General features: G+C 67.7%; 18 protein-coding genes. 6 read left to right on the top strand and 12 right to left on the bottom strand.

Annotated elements, in window-relative coordinates:
- The first annotated feature begins 124 nt into the window (after positions 1 to 124).
- The 4 genes from WS95_RS21255 (at position 125) to acnA (ending at position 6109) form a co-directional block, all read left to right on the top strand.
- Positions 125 to 1132, top strand: a complete 1008-nt coding sequence (locus WS95_RS21255; RefSeq protein WP_059825622.1) for an HpcH/HpaI aldolase/citrate lyase family protein — start codon at positions 125 to 127, stop codon at positions 1130 to 1132.
- Between the two features lie 230 nt (positions 1133 to 1362).
- Entirely contained in the window at positions 1363 to 1872 is a 510-nt protein-coding gene (locus WS95_RS21250; RefSeq protein ID WP_034205190.1) for a hypothetical protein, read from the top strand.
- Positions 1873 to 1894: 22 nt separating this feature from the next.
- Positions 1895 to 3346 (top strand): bifunctional 2-methylcitrate dehydratase/aconitate hydratase, encoded by a 1452-nt coding sequence (locus WS95_RS21245; protein ID WP_059825619.1) that lies wholly within the window; start codon positions 1895 to 1897, stop codon positions 3344 to 3346.
- A gap of 45 nt (positions 3347 to 3391) precedes the next feature.
- Positions 3392 to 6109, top strand: coding sequence for an aconitate hydratase AcnA (acnA, locus tag WS95_RS21240; protein WP_059825616.1), 2718 nt, complete (start codon positions 3392 to 3394; stop codon positions 6107 to 6109).
- A gap of 104 nt (positions 6110 to 6213) precedes the next feature.
- Here acnA and WS95_RS21235 read toward each other — a convergent pair whose 3' ends face one another.
- The 3 genes from WS95_RS21235 to WS95_RS21225 are packed head-to-tail and all read right to left on the bottom strand — an operon-like array spanning position 6214 to position 7396.
- On the bottom strand, positions 6214 to 6645 hold the full coding sequence (locus WS95_RS21235) for a DUF1801 domain-containing protein (RefSeq protein ID WP_059825613.1): 432 nt from the start codon (positions 6643 to 6645) through the stop codon (positions 6214 to 6216).
- On the bottom strand, positions 6642 to 7073 hold the full coding sequence (locus tag WS95_RS21230) for an SRPBCC family protein (RefSeq protein ID WP_059825612.1): 432 nt from the start codon (positions 7071 to 7073) through the stop codon (positions 6642 to 6644). Before WS95_RS21230 ends, WS95_RS21235 begins: the two co-directional genes overlap by 4 nt.
- On the bottom strand, positions 7073 to 7396 hold the full coding sequence (locus WS95_RS21225) for an ArsR/SmtB family transcription factor (RefSeq protein ID WP_034205195.1): 324 nt from the start codon (positions 7394 to 7396) through the stop codon (positions 7073 to 7075). The genes WS95_RS21230 and WS95_RS21225 overlap by 1 nt, the downstream gene beginning before the upstream one ends.
- Before the next feature lie 648 nt (positions 7397 to 8044).
- On the opposite strand from WS95_RS21225, the gene WS95_RS21220 reads away from it, so the two are divergent.
- Positions 8045 to 9778: a S53 family peptidase gene (locus WS95_RS21220; RefSeq protein ID WP_059784013.1), complete on the top strand. Its 1734-nt coding sequence runs from the start codon at positions 8045 to 8047 to the stop codon at positions 9776 to 9778.
- 63 nt (positions 9779 to 9841) lie between these two features.
- Here WS95_RS21220 and WS95_RS21215 read toward each other — a convergent pair whose 3' ends face one another.
- The 5 genes from WS95_RS21215 to WS95_RS21195 all read right to left on the bottom strand — a co-directional run bounded on the left by WS95_RS21215 (position 9842) and on the right by WS95_RS21195 (position 15979).
- A complete protein-coding gene (locus tag WS95_RS21215; RefSeq protein WP_082746968.1) occupies positions 9842 to 11260 on the bottom strand; it encodes an MFS transporter in 1419 nt (472 codons plus the stop codon).
- Between the two features lie 253 nt (positions 11261 to 11513).
- On the bottom strand, positions 11514 to 12350 hold the full coding sequence (locus WS95_RS21210; RefSeq protein WP_027782591.1) for an ABC transporter permease: 837 nt from the start codon (positions 12348 to 12350) through the stop codon (positions 11514 to 11516).
- Positions 12351 to 12387: 37 nt separating this feature from the next.
- Entirely contained in the window at positions 12388 to 13644 is a 1257-nt protein-coding gene (locus WS95_RS21205) for an ABC transporter permease (RefSeq protein ID WP_059825671.1), read from the bottom strand.
- Positions 13645 to 13755: 111 nt separating this feature from the next.
- Positions 13756 to 14802 (bottom strand): ABC transporter substrate-binding protein, encoded by a 1047-nt coding sequence (locus WS95_RS21200; RefSeq protein WP_034205198.1) that lies wholly within the window; start codon positions 14800 to 14802, stop codon positions 13756 to 13758.
- A 76-nt stretch (positions 14803 to 14878) separates the two neighbouring features.
- Entirely contained in the window at positions 14879 to 15979 is a 1101-nt protein-coding gene (locus WS95_RS21195; RefSeq protein WP_059825611.1) for an ABC transporter ATP-binding protein, read from the bottom strand.
- Positions 15980 to 16087: 108 nt separating this feature from the next.
- Here WS95_RS21195 and pdxR point away from each other — a divergent pair, with 108 nt between their 5' ends.
- The gene (pdxR, locus tag WS95_RS21190) at positions 16088 to 17608 is read left to right on the top strand and encodes a MocR-like pyridoxine biosynthesis transcription factor PdxR (protein ID WP_059825608.1); all 1521 of its coding nucleotides are present in this window, start codon (positions 16088 to 16090) and stop codon (positions 17606 to 17608) included.
- A 30-nt stretch (positions 17609 to 17638) separates the two neighbouring features.
- Here the strand turns inward: pdxR and WS95_RS21185 are convergent, their stop codons facing one another.
- The 4 genes from WS95_RS21185 to WS95_RS21170 all read right to left on the bottom strand — a co-directional run bounded on the left by WS95_RS21185 (position 17639) and on the right by WS95_RS21170 (position 22577).
- Positions 17639 to 18673 carry a lipase secretion chaperone gene (locus WS95_RS21185; RefSeq protein WP_059825605.1) on the bottom strand — a complete coding sequence of 345 codons (1035 nt, stop codon included), beginning with the start codon at positions 18671 to 18673 and terminating at the stop codon, positions 17639 to 17641.
- A 3-nt stretch (positions 18674 to 18676) separates the two neighbouring features.
- Positions 18677 to 19771 carry a triacylglycerol lipase gene (locus WS95_RS21180; RefSeq protein ID WP_059825602.1) on the bottom strand — a complete coding sequence of 365 codons (1095 nt, stop codon included), beginning with the start codon at positions 19769 to 19771 and terminating at the stop codon, positions 18677 to 18679.
- 221 nt (positions 19772 to 19992) lie between these two features.
- Positions 19993 to 22125 carry a TonB-dependent copper receptor gene (locus WS95_RS21175; RefSeq protein WP_059825601.1) on the bottom strand — a complete coding sequence of 711 codons (2133 nt, stop codon included), beginning with the start codon at positions 22123 to 22125 and terminating at the stop codon, positions 19993 to 19995.
- 83 nt (positions 22126 to 22208) lie between these two features.
- Entirely contained in the window at positions 22209 to 22577 is a 369-nt protein-coding gene (locus tag WS95_RS21170; protein WP_059825598.1) for a DUF2946 domain-containing protein, read from the bottom strand.
- Positions 22578 to 22602: the final 25 nt, after the last annotated feature.

The raw sequence follows: 22602 nt of genomic DNA, 5'->3' as shown, positions 1-22602 counted from the left end.
CCGCCGGCCCTGCCGATCGATCCGATTCGCGCACGTTTTGCCGCCCGCGCCCGCCGCGCGCCGGCCCAGAACCTGCCCGAATCCGATTTTCTCCACGTTGACCCGCTTCCCTGACGTAGACGAGATGGCCGCGCTCACTCCTGCACAAGTGCTGTACGACGGGGCGTCACCGCCCGCGATCCTGCCCTGCTGCGATCACTACGCGGGCAGCGAGAAGCTGATGCGCAAGTCGCTCGCGCTGCAGGCCGAGCTGGGCCCCGTGTTCGACGTCACGCTCGACTGCGAGGACGGTGCGGCCGTCGGCCAGGAAGCCGCGCACGCGGCGCTCGTCGCCGACCTGCTCGGCAGCGCCGAGAACCGCTTCGGCCGCGTCGGCGTCCGCATCCACGACTTTTCCCACCCGCACTGGCGCGACGACGTGCGCATCGTGCTGCGCGCAGCGCGCGCACCCGCCTACATCACACTGCCGAAGGTCGCGAACGCCGCCGACGCGGCCGAAATGACCGCGTTCATCGAAGGCACGCGCCGCGAGCTCGGCATCGCGCAGCCGATCGCGGTCGACGTGCTGGTCGAGACGCACGGCGCGCTCGCGCAGGCGGCCGCCCTCGCCGCGCTGCCGACGGTCGGCACGCTGAGCTTCGGGCTGATGGATTTCGTCTCCGCGCACCACGGCGCGATCCCCGATACCGCGATGCGCTCGCCCGGCCAGTTCGACCACCCGCTCGTCCGCCGCGCGAAGCTGGAAATCGCCGCGGCCTGTCACGCGCACGGCAAGACGCCGTCGCACAACGTGACGACCGAGGTGCGCGACATGGGTGTCGTCGCCGGCGACGCACGCCGCGCGCGCGACGAGTTCGCCTTCACGCGGATGTGGAGCATCCACCCCGCGCAGATCCGTCCGATCGTCGACGCGTTCGCACCGCGCACCGACGAAGTCACGCTCGCCGCCGAGATCCTGCTGGCCGCGCAGGCCGCCGACTGGGGCCCGACGCGCCACGGCGATACGCTGCACGATCGCGCGAGTTATCGTTATTACTGGTCGGTGCTGCGCCGCGCGCGGGCCACCGGCCAGCCCGTACCGGACGACGCCGCGCCGCTGTTCGGCCCGGCCGCCGCGGGTGCCGCGCGTTGAGTGCGCGCCGCCGGCCGATACACGAGTTTCATGCATTCGCGATTTCGCGAACCGGACAGACGTTTGCGAAACGACAAAAAACGTAACGGAGCCCGAAAACCTGATGTATGCGCGGCCAAATAGGTGAAAATAGCGGCCGCTGCGCGCTTTCGGGGCGCGTGCAGTTTCAAACCGGCCGACAGTTTCGATTGCCGGCCCTTGTCAACTGATTATCGAAAGGTTCTGACTCCATGAAGAAACTCCTGATCGCTACCGCCATCGGCGCCTTGTCCGCCACGATGCTGGTGTCGGCTCCGAGCGCGTTTGCCCAGGGTACGGCCACCACGAAGAAGGCCACGGCCAAGCGCCCGGCGCCGGCCAAGCGCATCATCCCGCGCAGCAAGAAGGCGCAGGCGCGCGCGGCCGCCAAGGTCGATCCGGTACCGGACGGCGCGGTCAAGTGGTCCTGCAAGGAAGGTCTGTCGTTCGACCTCGCCGGCGACATGAAGCGCGACCAGGTCGTCACGGTTCACTGGGCGAAGAAGAACTACAAGCTGCCGCGTCAGGCCACGACGACGGGCGCCGACACGTTCTACGATCCGGCAGCCGGCTTCAAGCTGGTCGTGATCCCGAGCAAGGCGATGCTGTTCTCCGACGCAAACGGCGGCGAGCGCCTCGCTGACGAATGCGTGACGCCGGAAATGGCACAAGGCGGCGCAGCGCCGACGCAGGCGAACGAGCTGAAGCCGGCAACGAACTAAGCACGTTCCTCTCGGCCCCTCGATGTCCGCCCCGGTCTCCAACGTCCGCCCTGCTCCGGATACGGTACTCGTCGACATCGTCGACTACGTGCTGAACCCCGGCATCGACAGCGCGCTCGCGCTGGAGACGGCGCGTCATTGCCTGATCGACACGCTCGGATGCGGACTCGAGGCGCTGTCCTACCCTGCCTGCACCAAGCTGCTCGGCCCGGTCGTGCCCGGCACGATCGTGCCGAACGGCGCGAAGGTGCCCGGCACGTCCTTCCAGCTCGATCCCGTCCAGGCCGCGTTCGGCATCGGCGCGATGATCCGCTGGCTGGACTTCAACGACACCTGGCTCGCCGCCGAATGGGGTCATCCGTCCGACAATCTCGGCGGAATCCTGGCGACGGCCGACTGGCTCTCCCGCACGGCCCGCGCGGCCGGCCGCAAGCCGCTCGCGATGCGCGACGTGCTGGTCGCGATGATCCAGGCCCACGAGATCCAGGGCTGCCTCGCGCTCGAGAACGCGTTCAACGCGGTCGGGCTCGACCACGTGCTGCTCGTGAAGGTCGCGTCGACGGCCGTCGTCGGCCGGCTGCTCGGGCTCACGCGCGACGAGCTGATCAACGCGGTCTCCCATGCGTTCGTCGACGGACACGCGCTGCGCACCTACCGCCATGCGCCGAACACCGGTTCGCGCAAGTCCTGGGCGGCCGGCGACGCCACGTCCCGCGCGGTGCGCCTCGCGCTGATCGCGAAAACGGGTGAAATGGGCTATCCATCGGCGCTCACCGCCAAGACCTGGGGCTTCTACGACGTGCTGTTCGACGGCAAGCCGTTCCGCTTCCAGCGCCCGTACGGCACGTACGTGATGGAAAACGTGCTGTTCAAGATCGCGTTCCCCGCCGAATTCCATGCGCAGACGGCCGCCGAGGCCGCGCTGCAGCTGCACGCGCAGCTCGCCGCGGCGGGCCGCACGACCGACGAGATCGCGCGGATCACGATCCGCACGCATGCGGCCGCGATCCGCATCATCGACAAGCAGGGCCCGCTCGCCAATCCGGCCGACCGCGACCACTGCATCCAGTACATGGTCGCCGTGCCGCTGCTGTTCGGCCGGCTGACCGCGGCCGACTACGAAGACGCGGCCGCGGCGGACCCGCGCATCGACGCGCTGCGCGCGAAGACCGTATGCGTCGAGGATCCGCAGTTCACGAAGGATTATCACGATCCGGACAAGCGATCGATCGCGAATGCGCTGACGATCGAGTTCACGGACGGATCGAAGCTTGCCGAAGTGGCGGTCGAATACCCGCTCGGCCATCGGCGGCGCCGTGCGGACGGCATCCCGCTGCTGGTCGACAAATTCCGGTCCAACCTCGCCCGCCGCTTCCCGGCCAAGCAGCAACAAGCGATTCTCGACGTGTCGCTGGACCAGGCAAAGCTCGAAGCGATGCCGGTCGATGAGTACGTCGACTTGTATGTGATATAGCTGCAGGACACGTTGTTTCCTAGCCTCAAACCCAGGAAAATCACCATGGCCCACAATCTCCACAAGACCCTCAAGGAATTCGACAGCGGTTCCGGCAAAGGCAAGTTCTACTCGCTGCCGCAGCTCGGCAAGGAACTGAAGACGAAGATCGAACGCCTGCCGGTGTCGATCCGCATCGTGCTCGAGTCCGTGCTGCGCAACTACGACGGCAAGAAGATCACCGAAGAGCACATCGAGCAGCTCGCGAACTGGAAGCCGACCGCGAAACGCGTCGACGAGATTCCGTTCGTCGTGTCGCGTGTCGTGCTGCAGGACTTCACGGGCGTGCCGCTGCTCGCGGACATCGCGGCCATGCGCGGCGTCGCCGAACGCACGGGCAAGAACCCGAAGAAGATCGAGCCGCTGGTGCCGGTCGATCTCGTCGTCGACCACTCGGTCCAGATCGACTACTTCCGCCAGAAGGACGCGCTCGACCTGAACATGAAGCTGGAATTCCAGCGCAACAACGAGCGCTACCAGTTCATGAAGTGGGGCATGCAGGCGTTCGACACGTTCAAGGTCGTGCCGCCGGGCGTCGGCATCGTGCACCAGGTGAACCTCGAATACCTCGCGCGCGGCGTCCACAAGAAGACCGACGGCGCCGACACCGTGTACTACCCGGACACGCTCGTCGGCACGGACAGCCACACGACGATGATCAACGGCATCGGCGTGGTCGGCTGGGGCGTGGGCGGCATCGAGGCGGAAGCCGGCATGCTCGGCCAGCCGGTGTACTTCCTGACGCCGGACGTCGTCGGCGTCGAGCTCAAGGGCAGGCTGCGCGAAGGCGTGACGGCCACCGACCTGGTGCTGACGATCACCGAAATGCTGCGCAAGGAGAAGGTCGTCGGCAAGTTCGTCGAATTCTTCGGCGAAGGCACGCAGTCGCTGTCGCTGCCGGACCGCGCGACGATCGGCAACATGGCGCCGGAATACGGCGCGACGATGGGCTTCTTCCCGGTCGACGAAAAGACGATCGACTACTTCGAAGGCACGGGCCGCACGAAGGCCGAAATCGCCGCGTTCGAAAACTACTTCAAGGCGCAGAACCTGTTCGGCATCCCGAAGGCCGGCGACATCGACTACACGAAGACGGTGACGCTCGACCTGGCGACGGTCGCCCCGTCGCTGGCCGGCCCGAAGCGCCCGCAGGACCGCATCGAGATCGGCAACGTCAAGTCGACGTTCACCGACCTGTTCTCGAAGCCGGTCGCGGAGAACGGCTTCGCGAAGAAGGCGGAAGACCTGAACACGCAGTACACGACGAGCAACGGCATCGACGTGAAGAACGGCGACGTGCTGATCGCCGCGATCACGTCGTGCACGAACACGTCGAACCCGAGCGTGCTGCTGGCTGCCGGCCTGCTCGCGAAGAAGGCGGTCGAGGCCGGCCTCACGGTCGATCCGAAGATCAAGACCTCGCTCGCGCCGGGATCGCGCATCGTCACCGAATACCTGACGAAGACGGGCCTGCTGCCCTACCTGTCGAAGCTCGGCTTCGAAGTCGCGGCCTATGGCTGCACGACCTGTATCGGCAACGCGGGCGACCTGACGCCGGAACTGAACGAAGCGATCACGAAGAACGACATCGTCGCGGCGGCCGTGCTGTCGGGCAACCGTAACTTCGAAGCGCGCATTCATCCGAACATCCGCGCGAACTTCCTCGCGTCGCCGCCGCTCGTCGTCGCGTACGCGATCGCCGGCAACATCACGCGCGACCTGATGACCGAGCCGGTCGGCAAGGGCAAGGGCGGCCGCGACATCTACCTCGGCGACATCTGGCCGACGAGCGAAGAAATCCACGCGCTGCTCAAGTTCGCGCTCGATCCGAAGAAGTTCGAGGACAACTACTCGAAGCTGACCAAGAAGGGCGACCTCTGGAGCAAGATCGAGGGCGAATCGGGCGAAGTCTACGACTGGCCGAAGTCGACCTACATCGCCGAGCCGCCGTTCTTCGGCAACGACTTCTCGATGGAGCCGGCTGCGTCGATCCCGACGGTCAAGGGCGCGCGTGCGCTCGGCATCTTCGGCGACTCGGTCACGACCGACCACATCAGCCCGGCAGGCTCGATCAAGGAAGATTCGCCGGCCGGCAAGTGGCTGAAGGAAAACGGCGTGCAGAAGGCCGACTTCAACAGCTACGGCTCGCGCCGCGGCAACCACGACGTGATGATGCGCGGCACGTTCGCGAACGTCCGGATCAAGAACCTGATGATCCCGGCGAAGGCCGACGGCACGCGCGTCGAGGGCGGCCTGACGATCCACCAGCCGAGCGGCGAACAGCTGTCGATCTACGATGCGGCGATGAAGTACGTCGACGCCGGCACGCCGACCGTCGTGTTCGCGGGCGAAGAGTATGGCACGGGCTCGTCGCGCGACTGGGCCGCGAAGGGCACGCAGTTGCTCGGCGTGAAGGCCGTGATCGCGCGCAGCTTCGAGCGCATCCACCGCTCGAACCTGGTCGGCATGGGCGTGCTGCCGCTGCAGTTCAAGGGCGCGGACAGCGTCCAGTCGCTCGGCATCACCGGCGAAGAGACGTACGACATCGAAGGCCTCGGCGACGACTTCAAGCCGCAGCAGGACGTCACGCTCGTGATCCATCGCAAGAACGGCGAAACCCAGCGCGTGCCGGTGCTGCTGCGCATCGATACGCCGATCGAAGTCGACTACTACAAGCACGGCGGGATCCTGCCGTTCGTGCTGCGCTCGCTGCTCGCAGCGTAAGCGCACGGCTGTTGCAGGCGCCGCAGCCGCCTCGCGGGCGGTTGCGGCCGATTTGGATGCCCGACCTCGTGTCGGGCTTTTTTTCGCCCGGGCTTTACGTGGCCTTAAGCCGCCTTGTCTGCGCGCGCTTTCGCGCCCGAGCCTCGCGCGTTCTTCTTCAGGTGCGTGCGGTTGTATTCGATCGCCGCGCGCACGAGATTCTTCAACGCCCGCTTGTCGAGCTTGTCGCCTTCGAACAGATCGATCGCGCGTCGCGCATTGCCGTCGAGGCCGTCGTTGAACAGCTTGTCCGGATCGGGGAGCTGCGCGCCGTGCATGAACGTCACTTTCACCTTGCCCTTGTGCGCGTTCGCCACCGCGATCATCCCGTCGCATGACCAGACGGGGCTGCCCATCCATTTCCATTCCTCGACGATGCCCGCTTGCGCCGCGAGGATCGTCTGGCGCACGTCGGCCAAGGTCTTGCCGCGCCAGTCGGCGATGCCTGCGATCAGCGCATCGATGCGCGCCGACGGTGTGAGGTCCGGTGCCCTCATGCGCGGGCCTCCGTGCCTTCGTCGGGACGCGACAGCACCTGTTCGAGCGTGTCGAAGAACCGTACCCAGCCGTACTGCGCGCCGCGGTACGCCTGCTCCTGGTCGGGGCGGAAGCCGACCTGCTCCATGCGCAGGTGCGTGCCGGCCGGCGTCGGCGTGAGCGTCCATGTGACGATGCTGTCGAGCCCGTGGGCCGCCCACGTATAGGACAGCGTGCGATGCGGCTCGATCGTGAGGACCGTGCAGTCGACCGAGCCCCAGTCCGCGCGGAAACGGAAGGCATGGCCCGCGACGGGCGCGAAGTCGCTCTTCATGAGCCACGCCTCGATCAGGTGCGGTTGCGTGAGCGCGCGCCAGATCTTCTCTGGCGGATGGGGTAGCTCCCGGTCGACGACGACGGAGCGCGTTTCGGTCGTGGCGTGGTTCATTACTGATCCATCCTTTTGAGCAGATCTTCGAGGGCATCGAACCGGCTCTGCCAGAAGCCTGCCATCTGGCTCGTCCAGTCGATCAACGGGGCCAGCGCTTGCGGCTGCGCGCTGTAATGCGTCTGCCGGCCTTCGTGACGGTCGTTCACGAGCCCGGCCTGCTTCAGTACGCCAAGGTGCTTCGATACGGCCGGCTGCGAGACGCCCGCGTGGGCCGTCAGCGCGGCAACCGTCAATTCCCCCTCCGCGCACAGTCGCTCGAATAACGCGCGGCGCGTGGGATCGGCAAGCGTCCTGAAAAGCGTGTCCTGAGCGTTTTGCATATCGTCCAAAATCCATAACCGGCCGGTTATGGATTGAAGGATATCCGCTGATCGGCGCGCGTCAAGGCGGAATTTCGCGAATGACGTCGTTCGATCCTGCGCGGCCGGCGCGTGCGTCGCATCGGCTCGCGCGGACGCCGGATTCGAGTCTTTCCTCTAATCCGCGATGACGACGCGCGATTCGAAAGCAGCCTGCAAGACTGGCCGATGCGCTGTTCCACAGTTCGGGAAACGTTCGGGGTCGGCCAGCCGCGTTCGCGTCCCTGCGCGAATCGGTTCCTGACGAGTCGCTTCCAATGACCACATAGTGCGACCCGACGTGCAGCCATTGACACACAAACGCCATGCATCCGCGCGGCGCGCCCGTCCACGCTCGCGCATATTCCGATGCTGCAACGAACGACGCGTGCGTGTGAGCGACACGCATTGCCGCGCCGTCGCACCGAGAACCGGTTCCGCTCACCGGCCCCGCCACTTCCGGCGCGCACTGCGCCGCGCACGCACTCGCGCGCCCGCGTTGTCAGAACTGACAGCTATGGAAACTGGCAGCTACCCGAACGGCACCGACGCCCTACGCTCGTCACCGCTCGCGGCCCCACAAGGGCCGGGGGTTCCAGTAACGTCGCCTCTCCTAAAAAAGGACTCCCGATGAAAAGGAACGCCTGGTTTGCCCTTCCCCTTCCGTCGCCCCGCCGCCTCGCGTGCGTGGCACCGCTCGTGTTCGCCGCCGCCGCGGCGCACGCGACGACGGATTGGGTCGATACCCATACGAAGGCCTTTCTGACCGGCCCGCAGTTGATGGCGCAAAGCGCGGCGCCGTCGCTCGAACTCGCGGCCGGCGAGACGACCGACGTCGTCGTCAGCCTGAAGCTGCGCAACGCCGCGCAGCTCAAGCAACTGGCGCGCGACGTGAACCGGCCCGGCAGCGCGCATTACCGCCAGTACCTGACGCACGAGCAGTTCCTCGCGAACTACGCGCCGACCGACGCGCAGGTGAAGTCGGTCGTCGACTATCTGCGCAAGAGCGGCTTCGTGAACGTCGAAGTCGCGCCGAACCGGCTGCTGGTCTCCGCGCACGGCACGGCCGGCACGGTGAAGACCGCGTTCAACACGTCGCTCGTGCACTTCCAGTACGCGGGCCGTTCGGGCTTCGCCAACACGTCGACCGCGCAGGTGCCGCGTGCGCTCGGCGACGTCGTCGGCTCGGTGCTCGGGCTGCAAAGCGTCGCGCGTGCGCGGCCGATGCTGCGCATCGGCAACGTCGCGAAGCCGCAGGCGCTCGCGGCCGGCACGGCGACGGGCCACTACCCGAAGGAATTTCCGGGCCTCTACAACGCGACCGGCGTGCCGACCGCGGCCGGCGTGACCGTCGGCATCATCACGATCGGCGGCGTATCGCAGACGCTGCAGGACCTGAAGCAGTTCACGTCGAGCAACGGCTACGGCACGGTCGCGACGCAGACCGTCAAGACCAACGGCACGGGCGGCAGCTACACCGACGACCAGGACGGCCAGGGCGAATGGGATCTCGACAGCCAGTCGATCGTCGGCTCGGCCGGCGGCCAGGTCGGCAAGCTGGTGTTCTACATGGCGGACCTCAACGCCGCCGGCAACACCGGCCTCACGCAGGCGTTCAACCGCGCGGTGTCGGACAACACCGCGAAGGTGATCAACGTCTCGCTCGGCTGGTGCGAAACCGACGCGAACGCGGACGGCACGCTCGACGCCGAGGAACAGATCTTCACGACGGCGGCCGCGCAAGGCCAGACGTTCTCGGTATCGTCCGGCGACGAAGGCGTGTACGAGTGCAACAACCGCGGCTACCCGGACGGCTCGAACTACACGGTGTCGTGGCCGGCTTCGTCGCCGCACGTGCTCGCGATCGGCGGCACGACGCTCTACACGACGTCGGCCGGCGCGTTCTCGAACGAAACGGTGTGGAACGAAGGGCTCGATTCGAACGGCAAGCTGTGGGCGACGGGCGGCGGCGTCAGCACGATCCTGCCCGCGCCGTCGTGGCAGTCGGGCAGCAATCGCCAGTTGCCGGACGTCGCGTTCGATGCCGCCCAAAGCACGGGCGCGTACATCTACAACTACGGCCAGTTGCAGCAGATCGGCGGCACGAGCCTCGCCGCCCCGATCTTCACGGGCTTCTGGGCGCGGCTGCTCGCGGCGAACGGCACGGGCCTCGGCTTCCCCGCCGCCAATTTCTATGCGGATATTCCGTCGCATCCGTCGCTCGTGCGCTATGACGTCGTGTCGGGCAACAACGGCTATCAGGGGTATGGCTACAAGGCCGGCACCGGGTGGGATCCGACGACCGGCTTCGGCAGCCTGAACATCGCGAACCTCAACCAGCTGATCAAGTCGGGCGGGTTCTGAGCGATGCATGAAGGCCGGCGCGCGGCGATGGTTGCCGTGCGCCGGTCTTGATCGTGCCGTGCCCTACTCCGCCGCCGGTTCCTTCGCGCGCTCCGACACGACCGGTGCGCCGGCCCGATGCGACGGCGCGAACAGCCGCAGCCCGCTCGCGACGCTCGCCGCGCCCGCGAAACCCGCACCGAGCATCAACGCAAGCGTCGGCCCGTGGCGGCCCGCGATCCCGAACGACAGCGCAACCAGCGCCGCGCCCGTCGCCTGCCCGATCAGCCGAGCGGTCGCGATGATCCCGCTCGCGCCGCCGCTGCGCTCGGGCGGCGCGCTCGACATCAGCGCTTTCAGGTTCGGCGACTGGAAAAAGCCGAAGCCCGCGCCGCACAGCATCATCCGCCAGCCGATGTCGACGGCGCCCGGCGACACCGGCAGCGCGGCGAGCGACACCATGCCCGCACTCAGCAACGCCAGGCCAATCGCACCGAGCAGCCCGGGCGGATAACGATCCGACAGCCGCCCCGCGATCGGCGCGGCGAGCGCGACGATCGCCGACCACGGCGTCATCAGGAACCCCGTCTCGACCGCGTTGCGATGCAGGACGGTTTCGAAATAGAACGGCAGCGACACGAATGCGAGCCCCTGCGCGGCGAACGCGCACACGGCGGTCAGCGCGGACAGCGTGAACACGGGCCGGCGGAACAGGTCGACCGGCAGCATCGGCGCCGGATGCCCGGCCTGGCGGCGGATCAGCAGCCAGCCGAACGAGAAGGCCACCGCGGCCGCCGCGAACACGACCGTCAGCGGCCCGCGCTGCGCGAACTCGCCGAGCGCGAAGATCAGCGACGCGAACGTGATCACGTTGAACAGCGCGGCAACCGGATCGAACGCATGCTTGCCGCGCGCCGTCTGCGGCAGCGACGGAATCGCCACGGCGAGCGCGAACACGCCGAGCGGCACGTTCACCGCGAACAGCCACGGCCACGCGGCCACCGACAGGATCAGCGACGCGATCGTCGGCCCCACCGCGAACGACACGCCGACGACAAGCGCGTTGAAACCGACGCCGCGCCCGAGCCGGTGCGCGGGAAACAGGCCGCGGATCAGCGCGACGTTCACGCTCATGATCGCGCTCGCGCCGAAGCCCTGCACGATGCGCGCGGCCGTCAGCGTCGGCAGCGTCGACGCGAGCGAGCAGCCGAGCGACGCCAGCGTGAACACCGCGAGCCCGGCGACATACACGCGCTTGTGGCCGACGATGTCGCCGAGCGACGCGAACGGCAGCAGCGTCGCGACCATCGCGAGCTGGTAGGCGTTGATGATCCACACGGACGCGGCCGGCGACGCATGCAGGTCGGTCGCGATGGCGGGCAGCGCGGTGTTCGCGATCGCGGTGTCGAGCGTCGCGAGCGCGACGGCCAGCAGCACGGCGGACATCGCGCGCCAGTTGACGGCCGGCTCGTGCGCGCCGGCGGGGGAAGCGAATTCGGACAAGATGGGCTCGGCTGACGAGCGACGCGCGGCGTCGCGGATTAAGCGGCGCGGCACCGCATCCTCCGTGCAACGGCAACGGAGCGCGCGGCGCCGCGAGCCGTATTGTTGCAGAGCCACATCGAACGTGCAGGCGGCCGCCTCGTCAGTCGGCAAAACGAAAGCTTCACGATGCCGCGTCGGGCGCGCGGCATCGTTGAAGACGCAACGATCGGCAGCCTCGCAGCCCGCCGAACGGCATGGCCGGCGCCGCTATTTACGACACCGCGCGCCGCGCATTGCGGCCGCGCAGCCATTCGAGCGCCAGCAGCAGGCTCGTCGAGAAGACGATCAGGATCGTCGCGAGCGCGGCGATCGTCGGGCTGATGTTCTCGCGGATGCCCGTGAACATCTGGCGCGGCAGCGTCGTCTGGTCCGCGCCCGCGAGGAACAGCGTGACGACGACTTCGTCGAACGACGTCGCGAACGCGAACAGCGCGCCCGACATCACGCCCGGCGCGATCACCGGCAGCGTCACGCGGAAGAACGTCGTGACCGGATTCGCGCCGAGCGACAGGCTCGCGCGCACGAGGTTCTGGTTGAAGCCCTGCAGCGTCGCCGCGACCGTCGTCACGACGAACGGCACGCCGAGCGCCGCGTGCGCGGCGATCAGCCCCGTGTAGGTATTCGCGAGCCCGAGCGGCGCGAAGAACAGGTACATGCCGACGCCGACCACGACGACGGGCACGATCATCGGCGACAGCAGCACGGCCATCAGCAACCCCTTGCCGCGAAAGTCGGCCTTCGTCAGGCCGATGGCCGCGAGCGTGCCGAGCACGGTCGCGACGACGGTCGCCGACGGCGCGACGATGAAGCTGTTCTTCGCGGCCATCCGCCACTCGTCCGATGCGATCAGGTTCTCGTACCAGCGCGTGGAGAAACCCGGAATCGGATAGACGAGGAACGTGCTCGACGAGAACGACAGCGGCACGATCGCGAGCACCGGCAGGATCAGGTACAGCAGCGTCAGCACGACGAGCACGCGCAACGCGACGTACCACGCGCGCTCGACGAACGACATGTGCGGCGCGAACAGCGGCCTGGCGAGTTTCATGGTGGGCATCCCCTTCCCGTTTCCCTGTGCCCGGCGCTCAGCCGAGGCTCACGTTGGTGCGCGTGAAGCGCCCGTACACCGCGTACAGCACGAGCGTCGCCGCGAGCAGCAGCCCGCCGAGCGCACACGCCATGCCCCAGTTGATCGTCACGTTCGTGAAATACGCGACGTAGTAGCTGACCATCTGGTCGTTCGGCCCGCCGAGCAGCGCGGGCGTGATGTAGTAGCCGATCGCGAGGATGAACACGAGCAGCGCGCCCGCGCCGACACCCGGATAGGTCTGCGGCACGTACACGCGCCAGAACGCGGCGAACGGATGGCTGCCGAGCGACACGGCCGCGCGCTGGTAGGTCGGCGGAATCGACTTCATCACGCTGTAGAGCGGCAGGATCATGAACGGCAGCAGGATGTGCGTCATCGAGATGTACACGCCGACGCGGTTGAACAGCAGCGTCAGCGGATGCGAGATCAGCCCGCTGCCGAGCAGCGCCTTGTTGACGAGCCCTTCGCTCTGCAGCAGCACGATCCATGCGGCGACGCGCACGAGCACCGAGGTCCAGAACGGAATCAGCACGAGGATCATCGCGAGGTTCGCGCGCCGTTCCGACAGCGTCGAGATCCAGTATGCGAGCGGATAGCCGAGCAGCAGCGCGAACAGCGTGACGGCGATGCCGATCACGAACGTGCGCCCGAAGATCGCGAGGTAAATCGACTGGTCGGGATCGGCCTGCACGATGCGGCCGAAGCCGTCCTGCTTGTGGTCGAGCGCCGCAAGCAGGTAGAACGGCGACACCTGGCTGCCGTTCTTCGCGATCGCCTGCCAGTACGCGATCTCGCCCCAGCGCGCATCGAGGTCGATGAGCCTGGCGCGCGTCTGCGCAGGCGTCGGCGCCGCGTCGCCGTCGCCCTTCAGCGGCATCGCACGCGCCGTCTTCGCGACGAGCGAGCGATAGCCGGGAATCTCGGTGTTCAGCCGTCGTGCGAGCGCACCCATCGCCTCGCTGTCGGCCACCTTCGTCATGTCGGCCGCGAGCGCGACATACGCGGCGTCCGCCGGCGGCGTCTTGCGGTCCCAGCCCGCCAGCGCGGCGACCGTGTTCGGCAACGCGGTCGCGATCTCCGGGTTCTGCACCGCGCGCGTGAGCAGCGTGCCGATCGGCACGACGAAAATCAGCAGCAGGAAAATCGCGAGCGGCGCCACCAGCAGCAGCGCCATCGTGCGCTTGCGGGCCTCGGCAGCCTTCAGCTCGCGCTTGAGTGCGGCGGTCGACGGCGAGGAAGGCGCAATCGTCATCGTATTCAACGGTTCTCTCCGGCCGGGCACGCTCCGGCGGAATGCCGCGCGACGCGATCGACGCGTCGCGCGGCCGGTTGCATCACGACATCCGTGAGGATGCCCGACCGGTTACTTCGTTGCCCACGCGGCGAAGCGCTGTTCGAGCTCGTCGCTGTGGTCGGTCCAGAAGCCGATGTCCTCCAGCACCGCGTTCTTGCCGTTGGCCGGCGAGTTCGGCAGGTTCGCGAGCGTCTTCGCGTCGAGCGACTTGATCGCCGCGATGTTCGCCGGGCCGTACGCGATGTGCTGCGCATACGCCTGCTGCGGCTTCGGCGTCAGCGTGTACGCGATGTACTGCTCGGCGAGCGCCTTGTTCGGCGAGCCCTTCGGAATCGCCCAGTAGTCGAGGTCGTAGATGCTGCCGTTCCACACGACCTTCAGGTTCTTGCCTTCCTTCTGCGCGGCGTCGATGCGGCCGTTGTACGCGGTCGACATCACGACGTCGCCGGCGACGAGGAACTGCGGCGGCTGCGCACCCGCTTCCCACCACTGGATGTACGGCTTCAGCTCGTCGAGCTTCTTGAACGCGCGATCCTGGCCGGCCTTCGTGCCGAGCACCTTGTAGACGTCCTTCGTCGCGACGCCGTCGGCCATCAGCGCGAATTCGAGGTTGTAGCGCGCGCCCTTGCGCATCCCGCGCTTGCCGGGGAATTTCTTCACGTTCCAGAAATCGGCCCAGCCGGTCGGCGCCGATTTCAGCTTGTCGGCGTTGTACGACAGCGCCGTCGACCACACGAAGAAGCCGACGCCGCACACCTGCGGCGCTTCCGGGATCAGGTCGGATTTCTTCGCGATCTTCGACCAGTCGAGCTTCTCGTACAGCCCTTCGTCGCAGCCGCGGTTCAGGTCGCCCGATTCGACTTCGACCACGTCCCAGTTGACGTGCTTCGCCTCGACCATCGCCTTCACCTTCGCCTGCTCGCCGTTGTATTCGACGGCCGTGACCTTGTTGCCGGTGGCCTTCTCGAACGGCTGGTTGAACGCGACCTTCTGCGCGTCGCCGTTCGCGCCGCCGAAGTTGACGACCGTGAGCTCGGCAGCCGTGGCCGATGCGCCGAACGCGACCAGTGCCAGCGCGAGCGCCGTGCGGCGCGCGGTGAAGCTTGCTCGTTTCATGATGGTTCCTCTCCTCTCGTGGTGGAAGTGGGCTTTGTTGTTGACGACGTACTGCGGAAAACCGGGTTAGCCATGCTCACGCGAATACGCGCAAATGTTCGGGCGAGAACGCAAGCGAGACGGGCGCGCCGGGCGAGAACGCGTCGAGCGCGCCGGTGCCGAGCGGCACCTTCACGAAGCATTCGTCCTGGCCCGGCAGCACGCAGCGCATGCGCACGTGATCGCCGAAATAGATGAGGCTGCGCGCCTCGCCGCTCACGCAATTGGCGGTGCCGTTCGCGCCGTGCGCGCCGTGCGCCGCGAGGCTCATGCGCTCGGGGCGGATGCACGCGACGGCCGATGCGCCCTCGGCGGCTTCGCCGATATGGCGGCCGACGAGCTTCGTGCCGTCGTCGAGCCGGAATTCGCAGAATTCGCCGTCGACGCGCGCGATGGTGCCGCGCAGCCGGTTGCTGTCGCCGATGAAGTTCGCGACGAATTCGTTGCACGGCGATTCGTACAGGCGGTCGACGGTATCGAGCTGCTGCACGATGCCCTTGTCGAACACGGCGACGCGATCGGACATCGTCAGCGCCTCGCCCTGGTCGTGCGTCACGTACACGAAGGTCACGCCGAGCTTTTCGTGCAGCGCCTTCAGTTCGTACTGCATGTGTTCGCGCAACTGCTTGTCGAGCGCGCCGAGCGGCTCGTCCATCAGCACCAGCTTCGGCTCGAACACGAGCGCGCGCGCCAGCGCGATGCGCTGCTGCTGGCCGCCCGACAGTTGCGCCGGATAGCGTTTCGCGAAGCGCTCCATCTGCACCATCTTCAGCGCATGCGCGACGCGCTCCGCGCGCTCGGCGGCCGGCAGCTTGCGCACCGTCAGCGGATACGCGACGTTCTGCTCGACCGTCAGGTGCGGAAACAGCGCATAGTTCTGGAACACCATGCCGATGTTGCGCTTGTGCGGCGGCACGTTGTTCAGCAGCTCGCCGTCGAGGCGGATCTCCCCGCCGGTCGGGAATTCGAAGCCGGCGAGCATCATCAGGCAGGTCGTCTTGCCCGAGCCGGACGGCCCGAGCAGCGTCAGGAATTCCCCGCGGCGGATGTCGAGGTCGAGCGATTTGACGACGAGCGTCTCGCCGTCGTAGGTCTTCCGCACGCCGCGAAAGCTGACGATCACATCATCGGACTTCATCGTGCTGTCCCCCTGGCTCCGCGACAATTGATTTTGAGATGCGAGTCACTATACGGTGCGCACGGTTCTACAATAGGGAACCATTTCAATATTCCAAGTAGGACCACTTTGGATACCGTGATCGTCGCCGACTGGCTCTCCGCCCGCATCGACCGCAGCTCGCCCGAACCGATGTACCGGCAACTGCTGCAACTGATGCAGCAGGCCATCCTGACCGGAGAATTGGGGCCAGGAACAAAGCTGCCGAGTTCGCGCACGCTCGCGGGCGACCTGTCGATCGCGCGCAATACGGTCCTGCACGTGTACGACCAGCTGACGGCCGAAGGCTACGTGCTGACGACGACCGGCAGCGGCACCTACGTGGCCGACACGCGGCCGGACGCCGCCGCGATCCGGGTGCCGGGCGTCACGGCGCCGTCGGTCGCGGACGAACCGCCGCCGCCCGACGCGCAGGGCAGCCTGTCGATGCGGGGGCGGCGGTTGATCGAGCATGCGGGCGTCTCGCGGCGCCAGTGGGGGGCGTTCATGCCGGGCGTGCCGGATGTGTCGGAATTCCCGAGCCGCACGTGGAGCCGCCTGCAGGCGCGGCTGTGGAAGGAAGCCAATCCGGAGTTGCTGACCTATGCGCCGGGCGGTGGCTACCGGCCGCTGCGGCGCGCGCTCGCCGATTACCTGCGCGTCGCGCGCTCGGTCAAATGCTCGCCGGACCAGGTGATCATCACGACGGGCATCCATCAATCGATCGATCTCGCGGTGCGGCTGCTGTCCGACATCGGCGATCGCGCGTGGGTCGAGGAACCGTGCTACTGGGGCGTGCGCAGCGTCCTGCAGGCGGCCGGCCTCGCGCTCGCGCCGGTGCCGGTCGACCAGGAAGGGCTCGACCCGCGCGCGAGCGACATGCAGCATCCGCCGCGGCTCGTGCTCGTCACGCCGTCGCATCAGTACCCGCTCGGGATGGTGATGAGTCTCGCGCGGCGCCGCATGCTGCTCGAATATGCGCGCCAGCACCGCTGCTGGATCATCGAGGACGACTACGACAGCGAATTCCGCTACGGCAGCCGCCCGCTCGCGTCGCTGCAGGGGCTCGACGACGGCGGCCGCGTGATCTACGTCGGCAGTCTCGGCAAGATGCTGTTCCCGGGGCTGCGGATGGGCTACATGGTCGTGCCCGAGCATCTGGTCGACACCTTCCGCACCGGGCTGTCGGAGCTGTATCGCGAAGGCCAGTTGATGCAGCAGGCCGTGCTCGCCGAATTCATCATGGACGGCCATCTCACTTCGCACGTCAGACGAATGCGCACGCTGTACGGCGAGCGCCGGCAACTGATGATCGACGCGATCCGCGCGCGCTTCGGCGACGCGCTGCCGGTGATGGGGGACGAGGCCGGCCTGCATCTGGTGCTCGGCCTGCCCGGCGCGTGCGACGATCGCGCGGTCACGCAGAGCGCATTCGACGCGGGCGTGATCGTGCGCCCGCTCACCAGCTACTACAGCAACCTCGACACCGCGCGGCAGGGCCTGCTGCTCGGCTATGCATGCGTCGCGCACGAAGGCATCCGCCCCGCGTTCGACACGCTCGCCGATACCATCGAGCACCATCTGCCGCGGGACATCACGCGCGCGGCATGAAGCCCGCCGCATACGGCGGCACCCGATTCGTCAATGCGCGCTGCCCGCTCCACGATCGAGCGATGCCGCGCGCACGGCTTCGCCGGGCTTCGTGAACACGCGCTGCCGCAGCGCGCCAATCTGCGCGTCGCGATCCTGCGGCGACAAGCCGGCCGATTCGATCTGCGCACGCTGCGCCGCGTAATCCGCGTAACGGCTCTGCCACGACGCATCGTCCTGCTGCATCTGCGCGACGCGTGCCGCCGCCTCGGGGCCGAGCGTCTGCGTCAGTTGCGCGCGCATCGCATCGGGCGTCGCGCCGCTCTTCTGCAATTGCGCGATCCGGTCGATCGCGGCGCGCTGCCGATCCACCCGCTGCTGCGCGTCGCGTTCGTCGGCCGGCATCTGCTGTTCGAGCGCCGCGAGTCGCTCGGCCTTCTGCGCATCCGTCAGTGAGCGATCCTGAACGATCTTCAATCGCGCCAGGTCGTAGCGCTGCCGCCACTGCTCCGCGCCGAAGAACGGCTGGCTCCAGTCGCCGAGCGTGCGGTACGCGATCGACGCGCGCTGATCCAGTGCGACCTGCAGCGCGCCCAGGTCCGACTTGTCGACCGCTCCGGCATCGCGCAACGTCGCGAGCGCATCGAGATACGCGCGATACCGGTGCCATACGTCGAGCGCCTCGGCCTGCGCGACCGTGCCGTCGAGCTGCGCGGCGATCTCGCGTACGACCAACGCATCGAGCGCGGCCGCGCTCAGGTCGCTCTGCGCACTCAGGCAATAGTCGAAGAAATCGCGCACCGCGCGCGACTTCGCGAGATGCCCGCCCGCATCGAGCGGCAACCGTGGTGCGCTGGAACCGGCGAGCGACGGCGGCAGGCCCGCACTCGCCGGCACGGCGGGCTGCGGCGCGGCAGCCGCCACGCCGCCCACCGCGGCCGTATCCGGCGTGTCGCTCGCGACGCCCGCGCCGCGATGCGATCCCGCACCGCTCCACATCGCGACGCCGGCGATCGCCGCCAGCCCCGCGACACCGTAGATCGCCACGCGCCGCGTCAGCGGCGCGCGCCCTTCACGTTCCGCCATCGATCACACGCCCGCGAGCTTCAACCGGTTCGCATGCGTGCGGATCACGGCGACCGGATCTTCCGCATACGCGCCGCGCACGCCCAACAACTGGTTGATCTCGTCGAGATGGTTCCACTTGTAGCTCGTGCTCAGCACCTTGCCGTACAGTGCGCTGCACTTCGACACGAGCCCGTCGTTCTGGCCCGAGCCGCGGTTGATCATCACCGTGCCCGTGCCATACAGCGCCAACGTCGACAGGTCGAGCGCGTTCGCCGGATCGACGACCGGAACGGTGCTCGTGTCCGTCGCCCCCGTCACGCCGAGCACGGAAAGCGTCGGCTGGATCGCCGTGCCGGCCCACGAATACAGCAGATGCGTGTTGCCGCCGACGGTTTCCGTCGACGCGCCGGTCTGGCAGCTTCCGGGCGCGCCGAGGCCCGCGCTCGGATAGTTCTGGTTGTAGGTGGCGGCCTGCGCGGTGGTCAGCGTCTTCAACGACGCGAGCGCGTCCTGGTTCGTGTTGTGGCTGCTGCTCGTCAGGATGCCGAATACATTGACGAACGCGGCGATCACCGTCGACGACAATCCGGTCGGATCGTACGCGAGCACGCCCTGCACGAAGTCGGCGAACTCGGAGCCGCGATGCGGCGTGCCGATCGTCGTCACCGACGCGACGAGATCGGGTGCGACGGCCGCGACATAGCGCGACGTCAACCCGCCCTGGCTGTGACCGACGAGATTGACCTTGGTCGCGCCGGTCGCGGCGAGCACCGTCTTCACGTAAGCCAGCAACTGTTCGCCGCGCCCGTTCGGGCCGTCGTCGCTCTGGAAGCCCGACAGGTTCGCGACGTAGACGGTCGCGCCATGCTGCTGCAGGTCTTCCTGGATGCCGTACCAGTACTCGAGTACGCCCGCATACTTGTCGGTGCCGGTCAGCCCGTGCACGAGAATGATCGGATAGCGCGTCGTCGCATAGTCGTCGACGGGCGCGGTTGCCGCCATCGCCGTGCGCGTCGTCGCGAGCGTCGTCAGCGCGGCCGTCCCCGCGAACGGCGCGACGCTCATCGCGCATGCCACTGCCCCTGCCATTACCCTGGAACGCATCGATCTGGCCATGCATGTTCTCCTGATTATTGTGCTGCCGGTGCGAATGACACCGGATCGACACGCATGCCGCATCGCGCGCACCGTGTGTGTCGACTGCGGGAGTGAAGCACGACTCGCGAACGTTTGCGCCCCGACTAGATACGGTTCTCTAATCGGTTGACGCGCACCGCCCGTTCGGGCGGTGCGGCGTTCATGCATGCGCATGCTGCGACGCACATGCGCGATGCGCGCTACAGCTTCGCGCTCACGCGCACCCACGCGGTCCGCCCCGGCTCCATCACCGGCGCGTTCGCCGGATAGCCGAAGCCCGCGTTGCCGGCGAGGTTCAGATGCTCGGTATAGGCCTTGTCGAGCACGTTGTCGACGCCCACCGAGATCTGCACGGTCTTGCTGACGTTGTACTGCGCATGCAGCGACAGCACGCCGAATCCGGCGCTCGGGCCGAAGTCCTTGCCGACCACGTTGCCCTCGTTCAGTGCGTAGCGATGCTGCGGCGCAACGATGCGCCACAGGCCGCCCGCCGACCATGCGCCGCGCGTGTATTCGACCCCGATGCGCGCTTCGAGCGGCGGCATCTGCGGCAGCGGATCGCCGCTCGCCACGTTGCGCCCCCACGCATACGCAAGCGACGTCTCGACGCGCAGCGGCGCGACCGGCCGCCACGACACGCCCGCTTCGCCGCCCATGATCTGCGCGTTGACGTTGGTTGCCTGCGTGGTCGGCCCCATCATGCCGGCCGCATAGTTGAACAGGATGAAGTCCTGTACGTAGCCCGCGTACGCCGACACCCATGCATCGAACCGGTCGCTCCTGTATTGCGCGCCGATATCGAGCTGGGTGGTCTTCTCCGGCTGCACCGCCGAGAACGCGTTGACCGAGCCGGCCGGCCCGCGCGTCGCCGAGAACAGTTCCCAGTAGTCCGGATAACGCTCCGCGTGGCCGATCCCCGCATACCACGTGACGGGCAGCGACGCGAGATCGCGCTCGTAGCGCACGAAGCCGCTCGGCAGCACTTTCGTCCGATCGTCGTCGAAGGTCGGGTTCGGCTTGCTCGTCATCATGCCGCGCTGCACCGCACGCTTGTCGCGTGCGCTCGCATAGTCGACGCGCGCGCCGCCGATCACGCGCGATACGTCGCTCGCATACCACGTCAGCTCGCCGAACACGCCCGCGTTCCACATCGTCGCCTGCGCATCCCACGGCTGGTCGCGGTAGTTCTGCTGCCCCATCGACGACCGCGAATCGAGCCGGTTCGATTGCGCATCGACGCCCGTGACGAGCTTGAAGTCGTCGCCGAAGCGGAACGTCCCGGCCGCCCGTGCGCCGACCGTGCGGCGTCGCACGTCCGCGGCCATCCGCATCGGCATGCGGCTCGTCGGGTCGGGTTGCCGCAACGTGTAGTTGTCCATCACATGATCGGCTTCGTTGTAGTACACGCGCGCCTCGATCCGGTCGAGCACGTCGCCGAGATGCCGCTTGTCGAACGACAGGCCGAACGTCTCGCGGCGGAAATGCGCGCCGTCCATCCCGCGGCCCGCGTAGCGCGCATAGCCGTCGCCGGTGCCGGCGGTCAGCTCGACGCGCGTATGGTCGTCGGGGGTCCAGCCGAGCGCCGCATCGGCGTTCCACTTGTCCCACTGCGACGGCACGGTGTTGCCGTTGCCATCCTCGTAGTCCTGCGAATGCGCGTGGTTCGCGGTCACGCGGCCGTAGACGTCCGGCGTGCCGGCGCTCAGGTCGAGGTTCTGGTCGTTGCGGCCGAACGACCCGCCGACGAGACTGCCGTCGAAGCGCATGCCGGGGCGCTCGAAACGCGGCGTCACACGCTCGAACAGCACGGTGCCGGCCGACGCGCCCGGACCGTACAACACGGTCTGCGGCCCCTTCACGACGGTGACCTTGTCATAGCTTTCCGGCGCGATATACGACGTCGGCGCGTCCATCCGGTTCGGGCACGCGCCCAGCGTCGGCATCCCGTTCGCCAGGATGTTCAGCCGCGACCCGAACATCCCGCGCAGCACGGGGTCGCCGTTCGTGCCGCCGCTGCGGATCGACGTGAAGCCGGGGATCGTCTTCAGGTAATCGGCGCCGTCGCTCGCCGGCAGCGGCTGGCGCGGCGCCTTCGGATCCGTGACGACGACGAGCGGCGTCGACAGCGGCGACGCGACGACTTCGACCGGCGGCAACAGCACGGCGGCGGCGTCCGCCGGCGCGCCGGCCGCATGTGGGGTGTCGGCCGCGGCGGCGCTCGCGGCCAGCGCGCTGGCAGCCAGCGCGGGAACGGTAAGTTTCAGCATGCGCGGCAGCGGTCGCGCACCGGCATTGCGCGACGCACACGGCGCACGCAACTGGAAATTGATCATGATCGAAAGCCCGAGTGGCGCCCTCCACGCGGCCTCGACGGGCCGCACGGATATCGGCGGAAGTAGGAACGGCGGGAAACGCGTCAGGCGCGCTCGGGCGGTGCGCGCGGATACGCGCGCGGATAGCGGTCGCTGCGCGCCACGACGGAAGGCGATGCGGCAGCGAAAACGGAAACGACGGGAAGGAAGTCGACCGATGCGGCGGCAGGCGCGCCGATGGCCGGGCTATGCGCGAAGAAACCGCAGTAGCCGCACGCGTCGAGATGCAACGCATGACCGTGCATGCCGCCCGTATCGGACGAACGATGTGCACCATGATCGGTACTGCAGACGATCGCATCGGGCGTCGTCGCTTGCGCGATACGCCACTGCGACACCAGCGGCGCCGCGATCGCGATCCAGATCGCGAGCAGGCTAAGCCAGGCAGTCAGGTGACGATGTCGGTGCAGCATGCGCGGCGACGAGTAAGCGGAACGT

Source organism: Burkholderia sp. MSMB1826 (assembly GCF_001526325.1).
Classification (GTDB): Bacteria; Pseudomonadota; Gammaproteobacteria; order Burkholderiales; family Burkholderiaceae; genus Burkholderia.
The sequence above is the reverse complement of the archived record's forward strand: the minus strand, read 5'-3'. Positions and strand labels throughout refer to the sequence as shown.